Source organism: Pseudomonas sp. NPDC089392, from assembly GCF_044749595.1.
Lineage (GTDB): Bacteria > Pseudomonadota > Gammaproteobacteria > Pseudomonadales > Pseudomonadaceae > Aquipseudomonas.
Window position 1 is genome coordinate 294,848 of the sequence record NZ_JBIVIF010000002.1, and the last position, 25,574, is coordinate 320,421.

Annotated in this window: 23 protein-coding genes; 19 read left to right on the forward strand and 4 right to left on the reverse strand. The window is 63.4% G+C overall.

The window, feature by feature from the left end:
* Positions 1-106 precede the first annotated feature (106 nt).
* Entirely contained in the window at positions 107-1,351 is a 1,245-nt protein-coding gene (codA, locus tag ACIP1G_RS03270) for a cytosine deaminase (protein ID WP_400733665.1), read from the reverse strand.
* 426 nt (positions 1,352-1,777) lie between these two features.
* Between codA and ACIP1G_RS03275 the strand changes: the two genes are divergently transcribed.
* A complete protein-coding gene (locus ACIP1G_RS03275) occupies positions 1,778-1,951 on the forward strand; it encodes a hypothetical protein (protein ID WP_400733668.1) in 174 nt (57 codons plus the stop codon).
* A 105-nt stretch (positions 1,952-2,056) separates the two neighbouring features.
* Positions 2,057-3,241 carry an MFS transporter gene (locus ACIP1G_RS03280; RefSeq protein ID WP_400733670.1) on the forward strand — a complete coding sequence of 395 codons (1,185 nt, stop codon included), beginning with the start codon at positions 2,057-2,059 and terminating at the stop codon, positions 3,239-3,241.
* Between the two features lie 174 nt (positions 3,242-3,415).
* On the opposite strand, the gene ACIP1G_RS03285 is transcribed toward ACIP1G_RS03280, so the two are convergent.
* The 3 genes from ACIP1G_RS03285 to ACIP1G_RS03295 form a co-directional block, all read right to left on the reverse strand.
* On the reverse strand, positions 3,416-3,628 hold the full coding sequence (locus ACIP1G_RS03285; RefSeq protein ID WP_400733673.1) for a hypothetical protein: 213 nt from the start codon (positions 3,626-3,628) through the stop codon (positions 3,416-3,418).
* 37 nt (positions 3,629-3,665) lie between these two features.
* Positions 3,666-4,877 (reverse strand): diaminopropionate ammonia-lyase, encoded by a 1,212-nt coding sequence (locus ACIP1G_RS03290; protein ID WP_400733676.1) that lies wholly within the window; start codon positions 4,875-4,877, stop codon positions 3,666-3,668.
* Between the two features lie 79 nt (positions 4,878-4,956).
* Complete coding sequence (locus ACIP1G_RS03295; RefSeq protein ID WP_400733679.1) at positions 4,957-6,207, reverse strand: Zn-dependent hydrolase; 1,251 nt, start codon at positions 6,205-6,207, stop codon at positions 4,957-4,959.
* Positions 6,208-6,373: 166 nt separating this feature from the next.
* Here ACIP1G_RS03295 and ACIP1G_RS03300 point away from each other — a divergent pair, with 166 nt between their 5' ends.
* The 17 genes from ACIP1G_RS03300 to ACIP1G_RS03380 all read left to right on the forward strand — a co-directional run bounded on the left by ACIP1G_RS03300 (position 6,374) and on the right by ACIP1G_RS03380 (position 25,443).
* Positions 6,374-6,841: an Lrp/AsnC family transcriptional regulator gene (locus ACIP1G_RS03300; protein WP_400733682.1), complete on the forward strand. Its 468-nt coding sequence runs from the start codon at positions 6,374-6,376 to the stop codon at positions 6,839-6,841.
* Between the two features lie 365 nt (positions 6,842-7,206).
* Positions 7,207-8,088, forward strand: a complete 882-nt coding sequence (locus tag ACIP1G_RS03305) for a LysR substrate-binding domain-containing protein (protein WP_400733685.1) — start codon at positions 7,207-7,209, stop codon at positions 8,086-8,088.
* Between the two features lie 112 nt (positions 8,089-8,200).
* Positions 8,201-9,457 carry an SRPBCC family protein gene (locus ACIP1G_RS03310; RefSeq protein WP_400733687.1) on the forward strand — a complete coding sequence of 419 codons (1,257 nt, stop codon included), beginning with the start codon at positions 8,201-8,203 and terminating at the stop codon, positions 9,455-9,457.
* A 5-nt stretch (positions 9,458-9,462) separates the two neighbouring features.
* Positions 9,463-10,587 carry an FAD-binding oxidoreductase gene (locus ACIP1G_RS03315; protein WP_400733690.1) on the forward strand — a complete coding sequence of 375 codons (1,125 nt, stop codon included), beginning with the start codon at positions 9,463-9,465 and terminating at the stop codon, positions 10,585-10,587.
* A 119-nt stretch (positions 10,588-10,706) separates the two neighbouring features.
* The gene (locus ACIP1G_RS03320) at positions 10,707-12,338 is read left to right on the forward strand and encodes a BCCT family transporter (RefSeq protein WP_400733692.1); all 1,632 of its coding nucleotides are present in this window, start codon (positions 10,707-10,709) and stop codon (positions 12,336-12,338) included.
* Between the two features lie 691 nt (positions 12,339-13,029).
* Complete coding sequence (locus tag ACIP1G_RS03325; protein WP_400733695.1) at positions 13,030-14,325, forward strand: MFS transporter; 1,296 nt, start codon at positions 13,030-13,032, stop codon at positions 14,323-14,325.
* A gap of 114 nt (positions 14,326-14,439) precedes the next feature.
* Complete coding sequence (locus ACIP1G_RS03330; RefSeq protein WP_400733697.1) at positions 14,440-14,760, forward strand: hypothetical protein; 321 nt, start codon at positions 14,440-14,442, stop codon at positions 14,758-14,760.
* A gap of 48 nt (positions 14,761-14,808) precedes the next feature.
* Positions 14,809-15,360, forward strand: a complete 552-nt coding sequence (locus ACIP1G_RS03335; protein WP_400733698.1) for a YbhB/YbcL family Raf kinase inhibitor-like protein — start codon at positions 14,809-14,811, stop codon at positions 15,358-15,360.
* 554 nt (positions 15,361-15,914) lie between these two features.
* A complete protein-coding gene (locus ACIP1G_RS03340) occupies positions 15,915-16,970 on the forward strand; it encodes a 3-deoxy-7-phosphoheptulonate synthase (RefSeq protein ID WP_400733699.1) in 1,056 nt (351 codons plus the stop codon).
* A gap of 81 nt (positions 16,971-17,051) precedes the next feature.
* Positions 17,052-17,333: a peptidylprolyl isomerase gene (locus tag ACIP1G_RS03345; protein WP_346646749.1), complete on the forward strand. Its 282-nt coding sequence runs from the start codon at positions 17,052-17,054 to the stop codon at positions 17,331-17,333.
* Positions 17,334-17,350: 17 nt separating this feature from the next.
* Complete coding sequence (locus tag ACIP1G_RS03350) at positions 17,351-19,273, forward strand: extracellular solute-binding protein (protein ID WP_400733702.1); 1,923 nt, start codon at positions 17,351-17,353, stop codon at positions 19,271-19,273.
* Positions 19,270-20,328: a microcin C ABC transporter permease YejB gene (locus tag ACIP1G_RS03355; RefSeq protein ID WP_400733704.1), complete on the forward strand. Its 1,059-nt coding sequence runs from the start codon at positions 19,270-19,272 to the stop codon at positions 20,326-20,328. Before ACIP1G_RS03350 ends, ACIP1G_RS03355 begins: the two co-directional genes overlap by 4 nt.
* Entirely contained in the window at positions 20,328-21,344 is a 1,017-nt protein-coding gene (locus tag ACIP1G_RS03360) for an ABC transporter permease (RefSeq protein WP_400733707.1), read from the forward strand. The genes ACIP1G_RS03355 and ACIP1G_RS03360 overlap by 1 nt, the downstream gene beginning before the upstream one ends.
* A 195-nt stretch (positions 21,345-21,539) precedes the next feature.
* The gene (gene hbdH, locus ACIP1G_RS03365; RefSeq protein WP_400733708.1) at positions 21,540-22,310 is read left to right on the forward strand and encodes a 3-hydroxybutyrate dehydrogenase; all 771 of its coding nucleotides are present in this window, start codon (positions 21,540-21,542) and stop codon (positions 22,308-22,310) included.
* Between the two features lie 55 nt (positions 22,311-22,365).
* A complete protein-coding gene (gene eco / locus ACIP1G_RS03370) occupies positions 22,366-22,845 on the forward strand; it encodes a serine protease inhibitor ecotin (RefSeq protein ID WP_400733709.1) in 480 nt (159 codons plus the stop codon).
* A 164-nt stretch (positions 22,846-23,009) separates the two neighbouring features.
* Complete coding sequence (locus ACIP1G_RS03375; protein WP_400733711.1) at positions 23,010-24,962, forward strand: acetoacetate--CoA ligase; 1,953 nt, start codon at positions 23,010-23,012, stop codon at positions 24,960-24,962.
* A 205-nt stretch (positions 24,963-25,167) separates the two neighbouring features.
* On the forward strand, positions 25,168-25,443 hold the full coding sequence (locus ACIP1G_RS03380) for a peptidylprolyl isomerase (RefSeq protein WP_013972552.1): 276 nt from the start codon (positions 25,168-25,170) through the stop codon (positions 25,441-25,443).
* The last annotated feature ends 131 nt before the right edge of the window (positions 25,444-25,574 follow it).

The window sequence follows — 25,574 nt, forward strand, 5'->3', positions numbered from 1 at the left end:
CTGATAGCGTCGAATAAGCGCAGCGCAAAGCGTACCGCCCACAGCAAAGCGCCCCGCCAGGCTCAAGGCCGGCGGGGCGCTGAATGGATCTGAAGGGTGCTTGGCGTCAGTGCGTCATGCGCTCAACCACGGCTGGCGTCCTGCGCATCAGCACCTTGCCGTTGCGCACCGACACCAATGCATGCCCCTGGCTGCGCGCCATCTCGTAATCATCCGGCGCCGACAGCAACAACAGGTTCGCCGGCCGCCCCACCTCGATGCCATAGCGCTCGCCCAGGTTCAGGGTGCGGGCGCTGTTGTCGGTGATCAGGTCCAGGCAACGCTGCAGGTCGTCGTAGCCAAGCATGTGGCAGATATGCAGGCCGGCTTCGAGAATGCGCAGGATGTTGCCATTGCCCAGTGGGTACCACGGGTCGACGATGGAGTCCTGACCAAAGCACACGTTCATCCCGGCGCGGTCGATTTCGGCCACACGGGTAACGCCGCGGCGTTTCGGGTAGTTGTCGAAGCGCCCCTGCAGGTGAATGCTCTCGGTCGGGCACGACACAAAATTGATGCCCGACAGCTTGAGCAGGCGGAACAGCTTGTAGCAGTAGGCATTGTCGTACGAGCCCATGGCCACGGTATGGCTGGCCGTCACCCGGGCACCCATGCCGCGTACCCGGGCTTCTTCGGCCAGTACTTCAAGGAAGCGCGACTGCGGGTCGTCGGTTTCGTCGCAATGCACGTCAACCAGGCAGCCGCTGCGCTCGGCCAGGTCCATAAGGAACTTCACCGACGATACACCCTGGTCACGGGTGTTCTCGAAATGTGGAATACCGCCGACCACATCGGCGCCAATCGCCACCGCTTCGGTCATCAGCGCCCGGCCGTTGGCGTACGACTCGATACCTTCCTGCGGGAAGGCAACGATTTGCAGGTCGACCAGCTCGCGTACTTCGTCACGCACCTCGACCATGGCCTTGAGCGCCGTGAGCTTCGGGTCAGTCACATCGACATGCGTGCGCACATGCTGGATGCCGTGGTCCACCAGCATGCCGATGGTCCTTTTCGCACGGCTCTTGATGTCGTCGTGGGTGGTGATTTCCTTGCGCTCGGCCCACCGCTCGATGCCTTCGAACAGGGTGCCGCTCATGTTCCACTTCGGTTCACCGGCAGTCAGCGTGGCGTCCAGGTGGATATGCGGCTCGACAAAAGGTGCCACCACCAGGTTCTGCCCGGCATCCAGGTCATGGGCAGCGCCCGGCACCAACACATCGGCCTGAGGCACGATGGCGGCTATGCGCTCGCCGTTCAGTTCGATGCGGAACAAGCCAGGCTTGCCGCGCAGGCGTGCGTTGAGGATGTTCATGCTGTTACTCCTTGCCGTGGGCTTCGCTGATGGTGCGGTAATGCCGAATAAGCATGATTAGCTTAGAACCCATGAACCTTTCAACTTGCGGCGCCAGCGCAAAATTGAAACGCCAGGATTTTATGGCTGGAAACTGCCGTGGAAACCGGGCGGAGTACATTTGTGCTCCAGCCAAGTGATGGAGAGCATTGTAGGAGCGGCCTTGTGTCGCGAACGGGGGTGCGTAGCGCCCCCAGGATTTGCGCATCAAGCTGATATCGCAGGGGCCGCCATGCGGCCCGATCGCGACACAAGGCCGCTCCTACAAGGGCCTGTACTCGCTCTAGAAAAAGGCTGTAAACAGCTTGCTAGAGCGGTTATTTCATTTTCATTAGGCAACTAATTAAGTTACCCTCGCCCGCGCCAGAACAACATCAAGGAGCAGGCATGAAGATCGAAATCGTACGCAATGAGCAGGACGCAGGCTGCAAGGTCATCATCGACGGGCACCCCGTGTCGTTCTCCGACATCCACCGCGCCCAAGCCTACGTGGACCAGTTGCAGTCCCGTGTTCAGGCCGCTCCAGAGGCTTTCGCCAACCCCGTGGCAGAAACCGCCTGACCCTGGTCAACACGCGAGGAAGCCGGTCAGCTTCCTCGACGTTGCAGTCACAGATTGACTATGATCCCGCCTTGAACGTTTCAGCATGTTTCAATAAGGATCCCGATGTCAGTCCAGGAACTACCCCCTCTCCCCAGTAAAAGCACCGTCGCCAAGATGGAAGCCGCCATGGCGCTGGGCAGCTTTGCCATCGGCACCGGCGAATTCGCCATCATGGGCCTGATGCCCGACATCGCAAGCAACCTGCAATTGAGCGAGCCCCAGGTGGGCCACGCCATCAGTGCCTATGCGTTGGGGGTGATGGTCGGCGCCCCGACACTGGCGATTCTCGGTGCCAAGCTGCTGCGCAAGCACATGCTGCTGCTATTGATGCTGCTGTATGCCCTGGGCAACCTGGCCACCGCCTTCGCCCCCTCGTTCAGCGGCCTGGTCGCCTTCCGCTTCATCAGCGGCCTGCCCCACGGCGCCTACTTTGGCATTGCCGCGGTAGTGGCATCGAGCATGGTGGCCAAGGACCAGCGCGCCGGTGCCGTTGCCCGGGTGATGATGGGCCTGACCTTGGCCATGTTGCTCGGCAACCCGGTCGCGACCTTCCTGGGCCAGTACTTTGGCTGGCGCTCGGCATTCGTGCTGGTGGGCCTGATCGCCTTGTGCACCATCGCCATGGTCTGGCGCTTCGTACCACAGCGCCACGATGAGGCGCGCAGCGACCCTCGCAAGGAGCTGCAAGCCTTCACCCTGCCCCAGGTGTGGATGGCACTGGCCATCGCCTCGATCGGCTTTGCCGGCATGTTCTGCGTGTTCAGCTACCTGGCGCCGACCATGCTGCAGGTGACCCAGGTGTCGCCGCAGTGGATTCCGTTCGGCCTGGCGGCGTTTGGCGTGGGCGGCATCGTCGGCAACATTGCTGGTGGCAAGCTGTTCGACCGCCTGCAGTTCCGCGCCGTGGGGTTGGTGTTGGTGTGGTCGATTGCCGTGCTGCTGTTCTTCACCTTTGCCGCACAGGCGCTGTGGAGCTTGCTGCTGGGCATCGGCCTGGTCGGCACCATGATTGCCTTGGCAGCGCCGCTGCAGATCCGCTTGATGGACATTGCCCATGAAGCACCGAGCCTGGCGGCTGCGTCGAACCATGCGGCGTTCAACCTGGCCAATGCTTTGGGGCCGTGGCTGGGTGGTATGGCGATTACGGCGGGGATGGGCTGGACCAGCACCGGGTACATTGGCGCTGCGACCGCGCTGGTTGGGTTGGGTATCTACCTGGTGGCGCGGCGGATGAAGGGCGGGCATTGACCCAGAAGCAGGTTTGGCACACGACCCCTTGTAGGAGCGGCCTTGTGTCGCGATTGGGCTGCAAAGCAGCCCCGGCGATTTGTGCATCAAAGCAGAAAAATTGGGGCAGCGTTGCGGCCCTATCGCGATACAAGGCCGCTCCAGGGGGACGCGTCAGGTCATCAAAATCGATGATCAACGCGGCAGGCTAAGCCGCACCACCTCGGCAAAATAGCGGGCCCCGGTCGCCAGGATCGCATCATTGAAATCATACGACGCATTATGCAGCGGCGTAGCCCCCGCATCACCCTCCGCACCATTACCGCCTACCCGGCATGAGGCGATCGCTTCGATGGGAATCACCGAAACGATCGAGATCCAGTTGGCCCAGGCCGCCAGAAAGCCCACCAGCGAGCCGGGGTTTTGTCCGGCCCTGGGGTGTGGGTCAGGCGCGTGCCCAGACGCACTGGCGGGCCAGCACCGAAGCGGCCGGCTCGCCCAGCAGTTCGGCGTAGACGCCTGGGGCGGTGGCGCCTTCGGTACTGATGAACAGGACGCGGGCATTGCCGTCGAGGCCCAGGTCCGTGGCTGCGCCGGCACCCTTGACCAATTGGACCAGCCCGGCCAGGCCGGCGACGCTGGACTCACCGGCCACCAATGGAATATCGCCGGCGCTGCCGGCCGCCAGGCGGCGCATGGCGGCGACGGCCTGGTCGTCGGTAATGGTCATGAAGTAATCGACGCTCGGCTCAAGGAAGCGCCAGGCCAATGGCGAGGTCTCGCCACAGGCCAGGCCGGCCATCACCGAGTCCACCGAGCCAGTCGCCTTGGCCGGCTTGCCGAGCAAGGCGCTCTGGTACAGGCAGTCTGCCTGCTCGGGCTCGACCATGACGAACAGCGGGCGCTGCTCACCGTAGTGCTCCCACAGGTAGCTGACGATGCCGGCCGCCAGGCCACCTACCCCGCCCTGCAGGAACACGTGGGTGAATGGCGGCTGCCCAGCGGTGGCTTCAATGATTTCCGCGGCGATGGTGCCGTAGCCCTGCATCACGTCACGCGGGATCACCTCGTAGCCTTCATAGGAAGTATCGGAAACCACGGTCCAGCCGTTGCCGCCCGCCAACTCGGCGGCGTGCTCGACCGACTCGTCGTAATTGCCGGCAATGCGTACGATCTTAGCCCCATAAGCGGCAATGGCTTGCTCGCGCTCGATGCTGACGTTGGCGTGCAGCACGATCACGCAACGGCAGCCAATGCTTTGCGCAGCCGCCGCCAGGCCCTTGCCATGGTTACCATCGGTGGCGCTGATTACAGTGAAATGGCCCAGCAGGTCGGCATAGCGGCCCTCCAACAAGCCGCGCGGGTCGAATTGCTGTTCGGGGAACGTGCGCAGGATCAGGCGAACCAAGGCAATCGGCGCACCCAGGGCCTTGAAGCTGCCCAGTTCCGAACGTACCGATTCGTCCTTGACCGAGAGCTGGGCAACACCCAGTTCGGCGGCCAGGTCGGGCAACGTGTACAGCGGCGTGGCCCCGATATTCAGCCGCGCCCAGCCGGTCAGCCACTGGCGGCTCTCCTCGGCCTTGGTGATGCTCATCACCGCTTGCAGCGCTTGCGGGTAAGGCTGCCGGCCAGCCTTGGGGTTGGAAACAAACATGCGGCACTCCTTTCTACAGGCAACAGGAAGCCCTTACCGCTGCAGCCGGGCTGCAGCGGGCGGGGCGTTTCAGTGGGGATCAGGCGTGGGTCAAGCGGCGGCTCACCACATCCAGCAGCACCTGTGCGCCCTGGATCAGCTGGTGGTCATCGGTATGCTCACGAGGGTTGTGGCTGATGCCGCCCTGGCTGGGCACGAAGATCATCGCCGCCGGGGCGATGCGGGCGATCATTTGCGCGTCGTGGCCGGCGCCAGAGGTCATGCGCCGGTGACTGAAGCCGAAACGTTGCGCCGAGGCTTCGATGGCATCGGCCAGGCCGGCATCGAAGATCACCGGCTCGAAGCGCACCAGGCGCTCTGTGCTGATGCTGACCCCTTCGCGCTCGGCGAGCGCCTCCAGGTATTGGCCCAGACGGTTTTCGGCGTAGGCCAGGCACGCTTCGTCGGGGTCGCGCAGGTCGACGGTGAAGGTGGCCTTGCGCGGGATCACGTTGATCACATTCGGCTCGAACTGCATGCAGCCGACCGTGGCCAGGGTGGTGCCGGAATCCACGGCCATGGCGCGCAGCTCGGCGACGATGGCGCTGGCGACAAAGCCTGCGTCATGGCGCAGGTGGGTCGGTGTGGTGCCGGCATGGTTGGCATGGCCTTTCACCTCCACCTGCTGCCAGGATATACCCTGCAGGTTCTCGACCACGCCAATCAGGGTGTTCTCGGCTTCAAGAATCGGCCCCTGCTCGATGTGCAGTTCGAGGTATTCGTGCGGCACAATAGCGCCTGGCTCCAGCGTGCCGGCATAACCGATGCGCGCCAGCTCGTCGCCAAGGCGCGTACCATCGGTGCCGAGGGTGTCGAGGGCCTGCTGCAGCGGCAGCCCGCCGGCATATACCAATGAGCCCATCATGTCCGGCTGGTAGCGCACACCCTCCTCGTTGGTAAAAGCGCCGACGGTGATCGAACGCTCGGGTAAGCGCCCGGCATCACGGTAGGCGCGGATCACTGCCAGCCCAGCCAGCACGCCGTAGCAGCCATCCAGGGCACCGGCGTTGGTAACGGTGTCGATGTGCGAGCCCATCATCAGCGGCCGCAGGTCGCCGCTGTCACCCGCTGCGCGCAAGGTACAGAAGATATTGCCGATACGGTCGACCTGCACATCAAGGTCCAGCTCGCGCATCCAGCCGACCAGCAGGTCGCGCCCGGCCTTTTCGGCATCGGTCAGCGCGATCCGGGTGCGCCCGCCGTGGGTGGCGTCGGCACCTACCTGCCCGAGTGCACGGATTTGCTGCAGCAGCAAAGGGCCGTTCAGTTGCAGTGGGGTACTCGCATTCATCAACCGTTTCTCCCTGGGGGCACAGCCATGGCTGCACACCGGTGTTTTTGTTCATGGGAGAATTTTATTCGCTTGCTTCGTACGAAAATCTTGATTTTTAGCCTTTGCATGCACTTCTATTACGCTTTTCTGGCATTTGGCGCTGTTGAACAACGGAGACCCGTACATGCCCCTCGATCACTTCGACCTGGCCCTGCTCGATGCCGTGCAGCGCGACGCCCGTACTTCGCAGCTGGACCTGGGCGCTCAGGTCAACCTGTCCTCGGCGGCCGTCAACCGGCGCTTGAAGAAGATGGCCGCCGACGGCGTGATTCGCGGCACCGTGGCGCAGGTGAATGCGGAACAGCTGGGCTACACGCTGACCGTGATCACCGAGGTGGAGGTGGAGAACGAGCGGCTGGACCTGCTGGACGAGATGAAGCGCAGCTTCCTCGCCTGCCCGCAGGTGCAGCAGTGCTACTACGTAGCCGGGGAATGCGATTTCGTGCTGATCATGCTGGTGCGGCACATGGAGCAGTACACCCAGCTGACCCGTGAGCTGTTTTTCGAGAACAACAACGTCAAGCGGTTCAAGACGCTGGTGTCGATGAGCAACGTGAAGACGGGGATGTTCGTGCCCACGCTCACGGATTGAAGCCTTATTGCGCCCCCTATGGGAAATCACCCGACTCTTCGGGCCGCGCCGCGCACCCTGTGGGAGCGGCTTTAGCCGCGAAGAATTCAACGCGGTGCATGGCACCGGCTGCGCCGGTGTTCGCGGCTAAAGCCGCTCCTACACAGGTTGCGTGCTCTTCAAGTATTACTATTAACTGTCATATCTGTAATATCCCGCTAACAGGCAACTGTGCATCATGAAATAACCACCCAGTTGCGCACTCTCAAAATAACAATATCCAGGCAGGTCGTATTACTCGCCCTGCCCACAACCGTGTCTGGAATATAATGACAGTCCAAACAGGCGCCGCCCAACAAAAGGGTTATCGAAGAATCATCCCTTCAATGACCGCCCTGCTGCAATTCGAAGCCGTTGCCCGGCTTAACAGTTTCACCCAGGCCGCCATTGAACTGGGTGTCACCCAGGCGGCAGTCAGCAAGCAGATCAAGGCCCTGGAGGAAAACCTCGGGGCGCTGCTGTTCCATCGCTCGCACCGCAGCATCCACCTGACCGAGGGCGGCGAGATTCTGTTCGCCAGCATCTCCGAATCCCTGCAACGGGTGGCCAGCGCGTTCGACCAGATCACCCACATCAGCCACCACCAGGAGATCGTGCTGGGCTCCACCGCACCGTTCTCGCAGCTGCGCATCATGCCCCGCCTGAACGCCTTGGCCGACGCCCTGCCGCAAGTGCAACTGCGCCTGGCCACGCAGATGTTTACCGGCGATCTGCGCAAGCGCGATTACGACCTGGACGTGCGCTACGGCAACGGCCAGTGGGACGATGGCGAAGCTATCTTGTTGTTTGAAGAGGAAGTTTTCCCGGTCTGCGCACCGGCTTGGCTGGCCCGTAACAACATGCCGTCCTCCCTTGAGGAGCTTGCCGCTGCCGGCCTGCTGGATGCCGATTCCACCACCGAGGGCTGGGTCGACTGGCCAAGCTGGTTCCGCGAACTGGGCCTGGCGCCGGCCGCGCCGCGCTACAACCTGCGCTGCAGCCTGTACACCGACGCCATCAATGCGGCCCTGGCCGGCTACGGTATCGCCCTGGGCTGGGGCCGGCTGGTGGAGCACCTGCTGAGTACCGGGGCACTGGTGCGGCTGGAGCCGTTCACCGTGCGCACCCGTGAGTCCTACTACATCGTCGTGCCGCATGGTCGGCCGGCACTGGCGCACACCCGGGCAATCGCCCACTGGCTGCAAAGCCCGGCGTGTACGGCTGCATAACTACAGGTAATGGGAAGTGGAAAATTAAGCGCATTGACGCTCTTTGGGCTCACTTTAATAATTCGCCGCACATGGCTTGGTTAATTAAAAATAAAAGTGCCTGAGGACAACAATGAGCAGCCCACTTACTAAATCCCATCGCGAACTTGTCGATGCGCGCCAACCGGGCTTCGGCATGCCTGGCGAGTTGTACAGCCGCCAGGATGTCTTCGACACCGACATGGATGTCTTCTTCAACAAACACTGGATTCAGGTGGCGGTCACGGCCGATGTCGACGAACCCGGTGACGTGTTTACCGTGGATATCGGCAAGGCTTCGGTGCTGATCCTGCGCGACGATGACGAACAGATCCGTGCCTACCGCAACGTTTGCCGCCACCGCGGCGCACGGCTGAAAGAACCGGGCAAGTCCACCGTTGGCATGCTGGTGTGCCCCTACCACCAGTGGACCTACGACCTCGACGGCAGCCTCAAACACGCCAGCCACATGGGCAAGGGCTTCGACCCCAAGTGCCGCAGCCTGATCCCGGTGCACTGCAAGGTCATCGGCACTCACGTGCTGGTGTGCCTCAGCGACAACCCCCCCGAGGACATCAACGACCTCGAAGAGGTCATGGGGCCACGCTTCGCCCCGTTCGACCTGACCAACACGCGCATCGCCTACGAGCTGGACTACATCGAGAACGGCAACTGGAAGCTGGTGATGGAAAACAACCGCGAGTGCTACCACTGCGCGGGCACCCACCCGGAGCTGATCGTTTCCTACCAGTCCGAAGACCTCGGTGTCAGCCTGGAAGAAATGAGCGACGATGCGCGTGCCTCCTATGACGCCTACCAGGTGCGCAAGGCCGGTATCGAAGCCGACTGGGCCAACGCCGGCCTGCTGTACGAGACCGTCGAGCACTTGCAGGACAGTTCGCCCACCCAGTTCCGCACCCAGCGCATGATCATCGCCGGCGCCGGCGAGTCGCAAACCCTCGACACCAAGGTGGCCTGCAGCAAGTTGCTGGGCAACCTCACCCGCCGCGACCTCGGTGACACCCACCTGTGGGGCAACAACGCCTGGGCTCACGTGATGAGCGACCACGCCATGATCAGCTGGATCATCCCGCTGTCGCCGGAGCGTACCTTGGTACGCACCAAATGGCTGGTGCACCGCGACGCCGTGGAAGGCGTGGACTACGACCTGCAGCGCTTGACCGAAGTGTGGGTGGCCACCACCCAGCAGGATGCCGCACTGGTCGCCATCACCCACAGTGGCACCCAGGACCCTGCCTTTGTGCCGGGCCCCTACTCCACTTTCACCGAGCCGTACGTGGACCAGTTCGCCCGCTGGTACACCTCGCGCCTCGCCGCACACGGGGTTTGAAGGCCATGACCGCACTGCACAACATCGCCGGCCTGCGCGCCGACCAGCGCTTCACCGACAGCGACCACTGGGCCGCCCATGGCGCTCAGTGGGCCAGCGGCGAAAGCCGGCGCATTGAATGCCTGAGCGTGGTGGACGAAACCCACGACGTGAAGACCTTTACCTTCCACAGCCCGGCCTACCACGCCCTGGCCTACGAACCCGGGCAGTTCCTGACCGTGTCGCCGGTGATCGACGGGGCCGGCGTGTCGCGCTGCTACACCCTGTCTTCCACGCCAACCCGGCCGTTCACCTTTTCGATCACGGTCAAGCGGGTACCGGGCGGCACGGTCTCCAACTGGCTGCACGACAACCTGCGCCCAGGCCACGCGCTGGCCGCCTCTGGCCCGGCCGGCGTGTTCACCCCGGTAGCCGGCCCGGCGCGCAAGTTGCTATACCTGTCCGCCGGCTCCGGGGTGACCCCGCTGATGGCCATGACCCGCGCCGCTGCCGATCTGCACGCAGACCTGGATATTGTCTTCGTGCACAGTGCCCGCACGCCGAAGGACATCATCTTCCGCGAAGAACTGGCGCGGCTGGAACGTGACATGCCGCAGCTGCGCACCCTGTTCTTCTGCGAAAGCCTGGGCGACGAGCCCGACTGGCATGGCCCGCTCGGGCGCCTTTCGCTGGAAGTGCTGCAACGCGAGATCCCCGACTTCAAGGACCGCGCCGTGTTCACCTGTGGCCCCAAAGGCTACATGGACGCGACCAAGGCACTGTTGGTCAACGCCGGTTTCGACCTGGCCCGCTACCACCAGGAAAGCTTCGACATCAGCGCCGAAGCAGAGCCTGAAGCCGCCCCGGTTGCCCCGGGCCAGGCGCTGGACACCTTCACGGTACGCCTGGCCCGCTCGGGCAAGACCTTCACCATGCGCGCCGACCAGACCGTGCTGGCTGCTGCCAAGCAGGCCGGCGCCGTGGTGCCCTCGTCCTGCAGCCAGGGGGTTTGTGGTACCTGCAAAACCGCACTGCTGGAGGGCAGCGTCGAGATGAAGCACAACGGCGGAATCCGCCAGCGTGAAATCGACAAGGGCCTGCGGTTGCTGTGCTGCAGCCGCCCGACCTCGGACCTGGTGGTCGACCTCTGACCACCGACAAAGGCGCTTGAAGTTCAGGCGCCCTTTTTTCGTTTGCACTCTTTACAACCTGCAACGCCGCCAGGCGGGTGCGTCTGCGCCTGCCTGCAAGAATAAGAAGGATATAGACGATGCGTGCAAAAGAAGGCCTGTTCAAGGGCCTCAATCCCATTGTGACCGTTGGGTCGCTCTCCATTGTCGTGGCGTTCGTGGTGCTTTGCGCCTCGTACGGCGACCAGGCCGCCGGGGTATTCAAAGGCGCCTCAGACGCCATTCTCGACCACCTGAAATGGTTCTACCTGGCGCTGGTCAGCGGCATTCTCGGGGTGCTGGTGTTCATCGCCTTCAGCCGCTTTGGCAGCCTAAAGCTCGGCCGTGCCGACGAAAAGCCGGAATTCAGCTTTGCCGCCTGGATCGCCATGTTGTTCAGCGCCGGCATGGGCGTGGGGCTGATCTTCTGGTCGGTGGCCGAACCGGTGCTGCACTACGCCAGCAACCCGTTCACCCCTGGGCTCACCGACCAGGCCGCGTCGATGGCCATGCGCATCACCCTGCTGCACTGGGGCCTGCACCCCTGGGCGATCTTCACCGTCATCGGCCTGGGCCTGGCCTATTTTGCCTACCGCGAAGGGCTGCCCCTGGCGTTGCGCTCGATCCTCTACCCACTGATCGGCAACCGCATCTACGGGCCGATTGGCCATGCCGTGGACATCATTGGCGGCGCGGTGACCGCCTTTGGCGTGTCGCAGTCGCTGGGGCTGGGCGTGGAGCAGATCAACATGGGCATGCACCAGGTGTTCGGCACCCCGGTCAGCCTGTCGTTCAAGCTGAGCATCATCGCCGTGGTCACCGTGATCGCTTCGATTTCATTGGTGGCTGGCGTATCGCGCGGCATGAAGCGCCTGTCGACGCTGAACATGTGGATTTCCCTGGGGTTGATGCTGGTGGTGCTGGGCCTGGGCCCGACCAACTACATCATGAACCTGCTGTTCGAATCGGCTGGCGACTACGCGCAGAATATCATCGGCATGAGCTTCTGGACCGACGCCCAGGCCGATAGCGCCTGGCAGAAGAGCTGGACCGCCTTCTACTGGCCGTGGTGGATGACCTGGGGCCCGTTCGTGGGGCTGTTCATTGCGCGCATCTCGCGTGGCCGCACCATCCGCGAGCTGGTGGTCGGCGCCCTGCTGGTACCGACGCTGGTGACGATCTTGTGGATGGCGGTGTTTGGTGGCACTGCGCTGAAGGATGAGCAGCAGGCGCGCCAGGCCTACCAGCAGTTGCCGGTCGCCGAGCAGGCCGCCGCCGGGCCGTTCCAGGGTGGCCCGGTGCTCGAAGCCACGCGCAAGGAAACCACCACGGCGATGTTCACCCTGCTCGACCGCCTGGATGGGCCGACCCTGGGTGCGGTGCTGAGCGTGATCATCTGCCTGTTGCTGGCCGTGCATTTCGTGACTGCCGCCGATGCCGGGACACAGGTGCTGTGCATGCTCAATTCGCTGGGCAGCATCAACCCGCCCAACTGGATACGCGTGTTGTGGTGTGTGCTGGAAGGCGCGATTGCGGCCAGCCTGGTGATTGCCGGTGGGTTGCTGGCTATTCAAATGGCCAGCATCGTGGTCGGGTTGCCGATTGCGTTCTATATGCTGCTGACGGGCTATAGCTTGATGCGGAGTCTGCTTGCCAGTGAGGTCGTGATTGCCCAGGAGGCGCCAGTGAGCATGGCTGTTGAGCAAGCCCACGCGACTGGGGAAGCGGCTTAAGTTAGCCGGGGCTCCGTGGGAGCGGGCGCGCCCGCGAAGAATCCAACGCGGTGCATGGCACCGGATTCGCCGGTGTTCGCGGGCTCGCCCGCTCCCACCTGGCCTGCATCACCTTCAAGGCAGGCACAGAACCTGTAGGAGCGGCCTTGTGTCGCGATGGGCTGCGCAGCAGCCCCAGGGTTTGCGCACAGATGCACAAATTGCCGGGGCTGCTGCGCAGCCCATCGCGACACAAGGCCGCTCCTACAAGGGCCTGTGCTGGCCAGAAGACTTATGCAAGACAGTTGTCCCCACAGAGTCACCGCTAAATAAGTTAGTCATGTGAAGTTCTATGAGAGCGGGCGTGCCCCAAGATGTCTGCCAAAGACACATTCGTGTCGCCCTTGGACTGCGGCGTCTCGTCGCACGCCCAAGCCCCTTGGGCAAAACCGTCCAAGCCCGTAGAATCGCGCTTCCTTTTCGCCCGTCGCCTTGAACGGTGGCAACCGGCAGCAATGACAGAGTCCGCGCCTGAACACATGACCGCACATGTGCAATAGGCTCAACCCTCCCCGCCCGGCCCAACTCTTACAGGGTCCAGCGGTTGAGTCTTGCCCAGGTCGCATCCGTGCAACCACTTGCCCCTGGTAGGGTCGAGCTGGTGTGCGCGTCCGAAGAGGCGCTCATTCCGCTTATCCAACTAGAGGTACGTATGTCTCCGCGTTTGCTGGCCATGGCGCTGGCGCCCCTGCTCGGGCTGTTCATCATTGCCCTGGGCAACGGCTTCATGTCTTCCCTGACCACCCTGCGCCTGGGCGCTGCTGGTGAGTCTGCCACCACCATCGGTGTCGTCTCGTCGACCTACTTCATCGGCTTGACCCTCGGTGCCATCTTCAACGACCGGCTGATCTTGCGCATCGGCCATATTCGCGCCTACACCAGCTTCGCCTCGCTGATCGCCGTGACCATCCTGCTGCAGGGGCTGTTCTACGACGTCACCTGGTGGTCGGTGCTGCGCCTGATCAATGGCTGGGCAGCCGTGGGCGTGTTCCTGGTGATCGAAAGCTGGCTGCTGCTGGCCGGCGACGCAAAGATCCGTGGCCGCCTGCTGGCGCTGTACATGATTGCCTTCTACGGTGCCGGGGTGATCGCCCAGGCTGGCCTGGGTGAAATCACCCAGCTTGGCGACACCGCTCCCTTCATGCTGGCTGGCGTGCTGGCCGCCCTGTCGGTACTGCCTATCGTGATCCTGCCGCGGGTGTCGCCGCTGCTGGACCAGGTCGAACCACTCAAGCCTCGCCAACTGCTGGGTGTGGCGCCTTCTGGCCTGGTCGGCTGCTTTGGCTCCGGCGTGGCCATTGCCGGCATCTATGCCCTGTTGCCGCTGTACCTGCAGCGCATCGGCCTGGCGGTGGGTGAGGTCGGCAACATGATGGCCTGGGTGATCCTGGGTGCCATGCTGCTGCAATACCCGGTCGGGCGCTGGTCCGACCGCAAGGACCGCCAGGATGTGCTGATCGCCCTGGCTGCGCTGTGCGTGGTGCTGTCGCTGGTCACCGTATTCCTGCCGTCGGACTCGGTCCTGCTGCCGGCCATGCTGTTCCTGCTGGGCGGTGGCGTGTTCACCCTGTACCCGGTGGCGGTCAGCCATGCGGCCGACCGGGCGCCGTCCGATGCCCTGGTGCCGATGATCCAGGGCCTGCTGCTGATCAACTCGCTGGGTTCGGCCATGGCGCCGGTGGCGATTTCGCCGATGATGACCGAGTTTGGCGAGGCCGGGTTGTTCTGGGCCTTTGCCGTGGTCAACCTGGCCATGGTGTGCTTCTTCCTGTGGCGCCGGGGCAAGCGCCCGGCGGCAGAGCACCCGGCGCCGTTCACCGCTTCGACCACCTTCTCGCCGACCGGCGCCGAGCTGCGGGTGACCGAAGACCTGATGCATGCGGCGCAGGAGCATCCGCCATTGGAGCCCACCGAGCCTGTGCAGGCTCCTCGTAGCGAAACCCATTGAGCCAAGGGGGCCGCACAGCGGCCCCCGCTCAAGTTACCACCCGTCGCCCTGAAGGCACCCTGCCCCCCGCCCCCGGCCAAACGAATGACAGATCATCCGCAAAGGAGACGTTCCATGATCCGCATTCGCCCACTCTCGCTGTGCCTGGCCCTCGCCCTCACCAGCCTCACCGGCACCAGTTTCGCCGCCAGCGACACCAATACCGATACCAACACCGACAGCCACCCGCAAACCGACCAGTACGGGGGCAAGACCGCCGGCGAAGGCAGCAGCGTCAACAGCCCCGGCGGTGGCAAAAGCAACGATAGCAGCGATACCGGCAGCAACTCCGACGCCGCCGACGGCGCCAGTGGCGGCTCCAACAGCACCGGCGAAGCCACAGGCTCCGGTGCCGGGCACAGCGGTGGCACTGCCGAGGACCAGGACAGCCGCTGACGCTGGCCTGGGCTACACTGCGCCCCATCGCCCTGCCAAGGATTCGCCATGAACCTCAAACCCTGGCTGCTCGCCGCCCTGCTGCCGTGTACTGCCTTGGCCACCGGCAGCAACCAGGGGGCGCTCTCGATCAGTTCCTCATCGTTCACTGACGGCGGCGTGATCGCCTTGCAGCAAGTGGGGCAGGACCCGGCCTGCGGCGCTGGCGAAGAGCGCACCCCGCAATTGAGCTGGGACAACCTCCCCGATGGCACCCAGTCGCTGGCCCTGATCATGTTCGACCCGGACGGTGGTAAGGGCATCGGCACAGTGCACTGGATCGCCTACAACATCGACCCTGAACAGGATGGGCTGAAGGAAGGCACGGCCGGGCTCAGCGGCCAGTACATAACCGTGGGGCGCAACTCGCGTGGCACCCAAAGCTATCGAGGCCCCTGCCCACCCGTCGGCGACAACCCACACCACTACGCACTGACCCTGATCGCCACCGACCTGCCGCTGGGCACCCTGCCGGCAGACCTCGACCACAGCGGCCTGCTGCAATTGCTGCAAGGCCATGCCCTGGGGGCGCAGAGCCTGGTCGGGCGCTATGGCCATTGAACCAATTAGTACAAAAATAAATGATCACCCCCATAGCATTTATCCATTGAATGGCCCGGCTGAACTGAAGTAAGCTCGGGCTCATTCACTGGAGAGCAACATGCCAAAAAACACCCGCAACCACGCCAACCACACCGGTCGCAACCTGCGCCCTGTGCTGGCCGTTGCCGGCTGCGTGGCGCCTGCCAGCTATTACTTTGGGTATTGGTTTAGCCACTAGGCGCCGATACCCACACGGCGCCCACCTTCGAGGGGCCGCCGAACATGAGAATACTCAAACCCCCGGTCGGCTCCCCGACCGGGGGTTTTGCTTTTCAGGCCTTTGAACAACACCGATTCATATTGAGGACAGATCCATGAACTACGCCACTTATTACTACGCAAACACCTATGCCTGGCGATTTAGCCAATCCCGTTCGGGCCAGCCTGCCGCCTCCGATCGGTCTTCTACAGGTGGCAATGCAGCAGCCAATACGAATTCAACGATCTGTCGAACACCTCGATAGGGCCGACCACGCGGGCCAGAACCCGCTGTCCGCCCAGGGAAAAACGCCATGCAAGCTTCCAACCTCGCCCTGACCCAACCGCAAGCTGCCAACACCACCGTCAGCAAGCGCCTGCCCAGCCCACACCTGCTCAAGCAGCAGATGCCGCTGCCTACCGAACTGGCCCAGCAAGTCCATGCTCACCGCCAGGCCATCCGTGACATCCTCGAAGGCCGCGATCAGCGCCTGCTGGTCATTGTCGGCCCCTGCTCGATCCACGACCCACGCTCGGCCCTGGAATACGCAGACCGCCTGGCCGCCCTTAGCCGCGAAGTCGACGACAAGCTGTTGCTGGTGATGCGCGCCTACGTCGAAAAGCCCCGCACCACGGTGGGCTGGAAAGGCCTGGCCTACGACCCGCACCTTGATGGCAGCGACGACATGCACTCGGGCATCGCCTTGTCCCGTGGCTTGATGCTGAGCATGATCGAACGCGGCCTGCCGATTGCCACCGAACTGCTGCAGCCTGTGGCCGCCGGCTACTTCGATGACCTGCTGGCCTGGGCCGCGATTGGCGCGCGCACCACCGAATCGCAAATTCACCGCGAAATGGTCAGTGGCCTGGAACTGCCGGTAGGCTTCAAGAACGGCACGGACGGCGGCATTGCTATCGCCAGCGACGCCATGCGCAGCGCCGCCCACCCGCACCGCCACTTCGGCATGGACGCGCAGGGCCACCCGGCAATCATCGAAACCCTGGGCAACCCGGACACCCACCTGGTACTGCGCGGTGGCCACAAGGGCCCGAACTACGATGCCAACAGTATCGCCATGGCCCGCCAGGCACTGGCCAAGGCCGGGTTGCAGGCACGGATCATGGTTGATTGCAGCCACGCCAACAGCGGCAAGGACCCGGCGCGCCAGCCAGCGGTGTTCAACGATGTGCTGGAGCAGCGCCTGGCCGGCGACCGCTCGATCGTTGGCGTGATGATCGAGGGGCACTTGTTCGATGGCTGCCAGGCGCTGGGCAAAGGCGCACTGAAATACGGCGTGTCGATCACCGACGGCTGCCTGGGCTGGGCCTCGACCGAAACCCTGTTGCGTGAGGCGGCACAAAAACTGTAGGAAGCGGGTTGCAAGCCTTGCGAGACATTTCCTGAACAAGTGCGCTAGGCTTGCCTTTTTTACCCCCAAGGAGCAGTACCCATGGCCCGTGCAACCGCCCGCCACATCCTCGTTGCCAGCGAAGACAAGTGCAACGAACTGAAAGCCCAGATCGAAGCAGGCGCCGACTTCGCTGAAATCGCCAAAGCCAACTCCACCTGCCCATCCAGCCGCCAGGGCGGCGACCTGGGCTCGTTCGGCCCAGGCCAGATGGTCAAGGAGTTCGACACCGTGGTGTTCAGCGCCCCGCTCAACACCGTGCAAGGCCCGGTGAAAACCCAGTTCGGCTACCACCTGCTCGAAGTGACCAGCCGCCAGGACTAAGTAGCCAGTAGCTGCTCATGCCCCGTGTAGGAGCGGGTTCACCCGCGAATGCGTCCGTTCATGCAACGTCGTTGCCTGATCTGGCGCATTCGCGGGTGAACCCGCTCCCACATGTACTGTGCTGTCTATTCCTGCTGTGTTTTACCTTCAACACCCAGGCCGCCCCCACCCACGCCCTCACCGTCTACGGCGAAGCCCCCCGCTACAACGCCAGCTTCCAGCACTTCGACTACGTAAACCCCACTGCCCCCAAAGGCGGCATCCTGCGCCGCTCGGCCATCGAGATCGGCCAGTTCGACCATATCCTGCCGTACATCGACAAGGGCATCGGCGTCAGCGAAGTCGATGGCCTGCTCTACGCGCCATTGGCCGTGCGTTCGTTCGATGAGCCCTACACCGTCTATGGCCTGATCGCCCGGCGCATGGAGCGCGGCCCGGATGACGCCTGGCTGCGCTTCGAAATAGACCCTCGCGCCACCTTCGCCGATGGCAAACCCGTGCGCGCCGAAGACGTACGTTTCACCTTCGAGTTGCTGATGAGCAAAGGCAGCCTCAAGTACCGCACCCAATTCGCCGACGTTGCCGGGGTTACCGTGGAAAGCCCGCAACGCGTTCGCTTCGACTTCAAACCCAACCACGGCCGCACCCTGGCGCTGGACCTCGCCAGCCTGCCGGTGCTGCCCGAACACGACTGGCAGCAGCGCGACTTCGCCAACGGCGCCGGCTTCGCCAAGCCGGTCGGCAGCGGGCCGTACCGAATCGGGCGCATCGACAACGGCCGCAGCATCACCTTCGAGCGCGACCCAAGCTGGTGGGCCCGCGACTTGCCAGCCAACCGTGGCCGCTACAATTTCGACAAGCTGCGCATCGAGTATTTCGGCGACACCGAAGTGGCGCGCCAGGTACTGAAGGGTGGCGGATACGACTACAACCGCGAGTTCTCCGCCACCGCCTACACCCTGGGCTACAACGGCGCACAACTGGACGATGGCCGCCTGCAACGCGCCCACCTGGGCCCGGCCAAACCGCAGGTGGCCCAGGGTTTCGTGTTCAACCTCGACCAGCCACAGTTCAAGGACCGGCGCGTACGCCAGGCGCTAGGCATGCTGTGGGACTACGAGTGGAGCAACCGGCAGATGATGCGCAATATGTACATCCGCCAGCAGAGCGTGTTTTCCAATACCCCATTGGCGGCGCGCCAGCTGCCGGATGCCCGCGAGCTGAAGCTGCTGGAGCCGTTGCGTGGCAAGGTGCCGGATGAAGTCTTCAGCACGGTATTCACCGCCCCGGTCACCGACGGTACGGGGATCATCCGCAAGCAGCAGCTGCAGGCCCTGGACCTGCTCGAACAGGCCGGCTGGCATCCCGAAGGTGACCGCCTGGTGAACAGCCAAGGCGCGCCGCTGACGTTCACCTTCCTCAATGGCCAAGCGGGCATGGAGCGCCTGCTGCTGCCGTGGAAACGCAACCTGGCCCAGATTGGCGTGACCTTGAACATTCGCAATGTCGACGCGGCCCAGTACGTGAACCGCCTGATGGCGCGTGACTACGACATGATCGTGACCGGCTACCCGGTCACCCTGTCGCCCGGTGCCGAGCTGTACAACTACTTTGGCTCGGCAGCGGCCCACGACCCCGGTTCGAACAACCTGATGGTGCTGCAGGACCCTGCCGTGGACCGCCTGGTCGACGGCCTGGTACGCGCCGGCACCCAGGCCGACATGCTGGCCCATGCCCATGCCCTGGACCGGGTGCTGCAATGGAATTACTACTGGATCCCCAACTACTACCCGCCAGGCAGCTCCACCGCCTGGTGGAACCGCTTCGGCCTGCCCAAGGTCCAGGCCACCTATGACGAAGGCCTGGACACCTGGTGGGAGGTCAGCCCCACCGCGCTCACCAACGCGCAAATGGCCGAACGCCGGAAATTTTCACCATGACCACCTACATCCTGCGCCGCCTGCTGCTGATCATCCCGACACTGCTGGCAATCCTGCTGGTCAATTTCGCCATCGTCCAGGCTGCGCCGGGTGGCCCAGTGGAGCAGGCCGTGGCGCGACTGCAAGGCATAGGCGGTGGCGCACCCGGTGCGCGGGCCGAGGTGGTGCACAGTGAGTCGCGGGCCACCCGCGGCCTGGACCCGAAACTGATCGAAGAGATCAAACGCCAGTACGGCTTCGACAAGTCTGCCCCCGAGCGTCTGTGGTTGATGCTCGGCCAGTATGCCCGGCTGGACTTTGGTAACAGCTTCTTCCGCGGCGCCAAGGTCACCGACCTGATCCTCGACAAGTTGCCGGTCACCCTGTCGCTGGGCCTGTGGGCCACGCTGATCACCTACCTGGTGTCGATCCCGTTGGGCATCCGCAAGGCAGTACGCCACGGCAGCCGCTTCGATGCCTGGAGCAGCGCACTGATTGTGGTCGGCTACGCCCTGCCCTCATTCCTGTTCGCCCTGCTGCTGATCGTGCTGTTCGCTGGCGGCACCTCGCTCAACTGGTTCCCGGTGCGCGGCCTGGTGTCGGAGAACTTCGACGAGCTCAGCTTGCTGGGCAAGGTTGCCGACTACTTCTGGCACCTGGTGCTGCCGGTCGGTGCCTTGGTAATCGGCGGTTTCGCCACCCTCACGCTGCTGACCAAAAACGCCTTCCTCGACGAAATTTCTCGCCAGTACGTGGTCACTGCCCGGGCCAAGGGCCTCAGCGAGCGCCGCGTGCTGTATGGCCACGTGTTGCGCAACGCCATGTTGCTGGTGGTGGCCGGGCTGCCGCAGGCGCTGATCACGGTGTTCTTCGCCGGATCGTTGCTGATCGAGGTGATCTTCTCGCTCGATGGCCTGGGCCGCATGAGCTACGAGGCGGCCGTGTCGCGGGACTACCCGGTAGTGTTCGGCATGCTGTTCATCTTCACCCTGGCCGGGCTGCTGATACGCCTGATCGGTGACCTGTCGTACACCTTGCTCGACCCGCGCATCGACTTCGACACGAGGGCGCACTGATGCTTTCGCCGTTATCGCGCCGTCGCGTGCAACGCTTTCGCCGCAACCGCCTCGGCTGGGTTTCGCTGTGGTTGTTCGCCGGCCTTCTGCTGCTGAGCCTGGGCGCTGAACTGGTAGCCAACGACAAGCCGCTGCTGCTGGGCTACAAGGGCGAGCTGTACGTCCCGGCGCTCAAGCGCTATACCGAGCAGCAGTTCGGCGGCCAGTTGCCGTTCCAGCCCGACTACCGCAGCGCCTATGTGCGCCAGCTGATCGCCGACCAGGGCGGCTGGATGCTGTTCGCGCCAATCCCGTTCAGCGCCGATACCCCCAACTATGACCTGCAAGTGCCTACGCCCAGCCCGCCGAGCGCGAGCAACTGGCTGGGCACTGATGACCAGGGCCGCGACGTGCTGGCCCGGGTACTGTATGGCACACGGGTATCGTTGCTGTTCGCTTTTGCCCTGACCGTGGTCAGCGTGCTGATTGGCATAGCGGCTGGCGCCCTGCAGGGCTACCGCGGCGGCTGGGTCGACCTGCTTGGCCAGCGCCTGCTGGAGGTGTGGTCGGGGTTGCCAGTGCTGTACCTGCTGATCATCCTCAGTGGTTTTGTCGAGCCGGATTTCTGGTGGCTGCTGGGGATCATGGCGCTGTTTTCCTGGCTGACCCTGGTCGACGTGGTGCGTGCCGAATTCCTGCGTGGGCGCAACCTTGAGTATGTGAAGGCCGCCCGGGCGTTGGGGCTGCCAGACAGTCAGGTAATGCTGCGGCACATCTTGCCCAATGCCATGAATGCGACGCTGACGTATGTGCCGTTCATGTTGACCGGGGCGATTACCACGCTCACCGCGCTGGATTTTCTGGGTTTCGGCATGCCGGCCGGTAGCGCTTCGCTGGGTGAGTTGGTGACCCAGGGCAAGCAGCACCTGGAGGCGCCGTGGCTGGGCTTTACCGCGTTCTTTGCACTGGCGGTGATCTTGTCGTTGCTGGTGTTTATCGGGGATGCCATGCGGGAGGCGTTTGACCCCAGGGGTTAGGGTTACAGGCCTGGCCTCTTCGCGGGTAAACCCGCTCCCACAGGGTCACCACAAATCCTCAGGGCTGTGGGATCCCTGTGGGAGCGGGTTTACCCGCGAAGAGGCCGGCCCTGCTATCAAAGAATTCAGGATTTTACCCATGCATGACAGCGACAGCCTCAATGACTACCCCAGGTACGGCAAAAGGAGCTTTGCATGACCCTCAACGGCAAAACCGCACTTGTAACCGGCTCCACCAGCGGCATCGGCCTGGGCATCGCCCAGGTGTTGGCCCGCGCTGGCGCGAATATCGTACTCAATGGCTTTGGCGACCCGGCAGCGGCAATAGCAGAAATTGCCCGGCACGGGGTGAAGGTTATCCATCACCCCGCCGACCTGTCGGACGTGGCGCAGATCGAAGCCTTGTTCGCCTTGGCCGAACGCGAATTTGGCGACGTCGACATTCTGATCAATAACGCCGGTATCCAGCATGTAGCGCCGGTCGAGCAGTTCCCGGTCGAGAGCTGGGACAAGATTATCGCCCTCAACCTCTCGGCCGTGTTCCATGGCACACGCCTGGCGCTGCCCGGCATGCGCACGCGCAACTGGGGGCGCATCATCAACATCGCCTCGGTGCATGGTCTGGTCGGCTCGACCGGCAAGGCGGCCTACGTGGCGGCCAAGCACGGCGTGGTTGGCCTGACCAAGGTGGTGGGCCTGGAAACTGCCACCAGCAATGTCACCTGCAATGCCATCTGCCCAGGCTGGGTGCTGACCCCGCTGGTACAGAAGCAGATCGACGATCGTGCTGCCATCGGTGGCGATCCGCTGCAAGCGCAACGCGATCTTCTGGCAGAAAAACAGCCGTCGCTGGCCTTCGTCACCCCCGAGCACCTGGGTGAACTGGTACTATTCCTGTGTAGCGAGGCCGGTAGCCAGGTTCGCGGTGCTGCCTGGAACGTCGATGGTGGCTGGTTGGCCCAGTGACGGGCGGCCTGGGCCTGGCGGCGCTCTCGCATTCGTTTATCTGCAAGGAGGCCCTATGCGCCCAACCCCAATGACCGCGATTCTGGCCCTGACTATGGCTGCTGCCGCACAGGCGTCTGCAGCCAGACTGAAGGACGTCGCGCCCTACCCCGAGGCGGAAAAAGGCTTCACCCGGCAGGTCATCCACCTGCCCGCCCAGGCTGACGAGTCGGCCTACCAACTGGAAATCATCGCCGGCAAGACCCTACTGGTGGACTGCAACCGCCAGCGTCTGGGCGGTAGCCTTGAGGAACGTACCCTGGAAGGCTGGGGCTACAACTACTACCGCCTGAACAAGGTCAGCGGCCCGGTCAGCACGCTGATGGCCTGCCCGGACGGCAAGAAGACCAAGGCCTTTGTGCCGGTGGTCGGTGATGGCTTCATGCTGCGCTACAACAGCAAGTTGCCGGTGGTGGTGTATGCGCCGAAAGATGTCGAGGTGCGCTACCGCGTGTGGTCGGCGTCGCAGGACGTGCAAAAGGCTAAAGTAGAGTAAATGCAGTACCCCTGTAGGAGCGGCCTTGCGTCGCGATGGGCCGCACAGCGGCCCCAGATTTTCAGCTTCGCAGCACAGATTGCCGGGGCCGCTGCGCGGCCCATCGCGACGCAAGGCCGCTCCTACAGTAGATAGCCGCTAGCAGTAGATACAGGAGGTTCGGCATGAACGATGTGCTCTGGCGCCCCTCCACGGCGCAGATCGAAGCCAGCCGGATGGACGCCTTCCGCCGCTGGGTCAACCTGCGTTACAACCTGCAACTGAACGACTACCAGGCGCTGCACCGCTGGAGCATCGAACAGCGGCCCGCCTTCTGGCAAACCCTTGCCGAGTATTTTCACGTCCACTGGCATACCCCGCCGAGCAAGGTGCTCAGCGAAGGCCCGCAGATGCCTGATGCGCAGTGGTTCAGCAACGCCACCCTCAACTTCGCCGAACACCTGCTACGCCGCCGCGACGACCGCCCGGCCGTGGTCGCCGTGCGCGAAGATGGCCAGCGCCAGGTGTTCACGCATGCCGAACTGGCTGCACAGGTGGCCGGGCTGCAAACCGCGTTCAAGGCCGCCGGTATCGTGCCCGGCGACCGGGTGGCCGCCGTGATGCCAAACACCTGGCAAACCCTGATCGCGATGCTCGCCTGCACCAGCCTCGGCGCAGTCTGGTCCACTTCCTCGCCCGAGTTCGGCGTGCACGGCATCATCGACCGCTTCGGCCAGATCGGGCCCAAACTGTTGATAGCCTGCGCCGGCTACCAGTACGCCGGCAAGGTCATCGACCAGGTAGACAAGGTCAACCAGGTGTGCGCGCAACTGCCTGGTCTTGAGCGGTTGATTGTGGTGCCGCATACCCGGAGCGGTACGCGTACAGACGAATTTCAGGCTGCCAGCGTCAGCCTGTGGGATGACTTCTTCCAGCCCGGTGGCGAGCCCCGGTTCACCCCGCGGCCCTTTGACCACCCCCTGTATATCGTCTATTCCAGCGGCACCACCGGCGTACCCAAGTGCATCGTCCACCGTGCCGGCGGCGTGCTGCTGCAGCATATGAAGGAACATGGCCTGCACAATGACCTGAAGGCCGATGACGTGCTGTTCTATTACACCACCTGTGGCTGGATGATGTGGAACTGGCTGGCCAGCGGCCTGGCGGTGGGTGCCACACTGGTCTTGTACGACGGCTCGCCCTTCCACCCGGGCCCCGAGCGCCTGCTGGACCTGATCGATGCCGAGGGCATCCAGGCTTTTGGTACCAGCGCCAAGTACCTGGCCGCGCTTGAACAGGCGGGCCTTGAGCCAGCAGCAAGCCACCGCCTGGCCAGCCTGCGACTGTTGCTGTCCACCGGGTCGCCCCTGTCGCCGCATAGTTATGACTATGTGTACGGCAAGATCAAAGGTGACCTGTGCCTGGCGTCGATGTCTGGTGGTACCGATATCCTCTGCTGTTTCGTACTGGGTAACCCGACCCTGCCGGTGCGCCGTGGCGAAATCCAGTGCAAGGGGCTCGGCATGGCCGTGGAAGTGTGGAACGAACATGGCCAGCCGGTAGAGGACGAAAAAGGCGAGCTGGTGTGCACCCAGAACTTCCCCTCCATGCCGCTGGGGTTCTGGCACGACCCTGACGGCAGCCGTTACCATGACGCCTATTTCAGCCAGTTTCCGGGGGTATGGGCCCAGGGCGACTACGCCGAGCAGCTTGCCAGCGGTGGCATGCTGATCCATGGTCGCTCCGATGCCGTACTCAACCCCGGCGGTGTGCGCATTGGCACGGCGGAGATCTACCGCCAGGTGGAAAAGGTCGAGCAGGTCGTGGAAAGCGTGGCCATCGGCCAGGACTGGAACGGCGATGTGCGGGTGGTGCTGTTCGTGCGCCTGCGGGATGGCTTGCAACTGGATGAGGCCCTGCGCCAGCAGATCCGCCAGGTGATACGCCAGTACACCACGCCCCGACATGTGCCGGCGGTGATTGCCCAGGTCAGCGACATCCCGCGTACCATCAGCGGCAAACTGGTGGAATTGGCGATTCGCAATGTGGTGCATGGCTTGCCGGTGAAGAACACCGATGCACTGGCCAACCCGGAGGCGCTGGAGCAGTTTCGTGATCGCGTGGAATTGCAAATCTGAAGCCTGGCGCGGTCCCTGTAGGAGCGGCCTTGTGTCGCGATGGGGCGCGAAGCGGCCCGGCAATCTGTGCTGCGAAGCTGAAAAACTGGGGCCGCTTTGCGGCCCATCGCGACACAACGCCGCTCCTACAAGGACCGCGCAAGCACTTCTAATCGGTTCAATCAGGCATAATGCATTCTTTTTGCCCCCGAAGCACAGGTACCCCATGAAAGCCCAAGCCCGCCACATCCTGGTCAAGACCGCTGACGAAGCCGAAAAGCTCAAGCAGCGCATCGCCAACGGCGAGGCTTTCGACGTACTCGCGAAAAAGTTCTCCACCTGCCCATCGGGCAAGCGCGGCGGCGACCTGGGTGAAATCCGCCCAGGGCAGATGGTTGGCGCCATCGACCAGGTGATCTTCAAGAAGCCCCTGCGCGTGGTGCACGGGCCTATCAAGAGCAAATTCGGCTACCACCTGGTGCAAACCTTCTATCGCGACTGATAGCCACGGGCCACCTAGCATTTTTGCCAGTTGTCCCCTCACCGCACAATACATTCAACTCAGGCAGGGCCGAAGCCGCCGCACTGGCGTTGTTTCAGGTAGTGGTCCCTTCAATGGACACGGAGACCTGC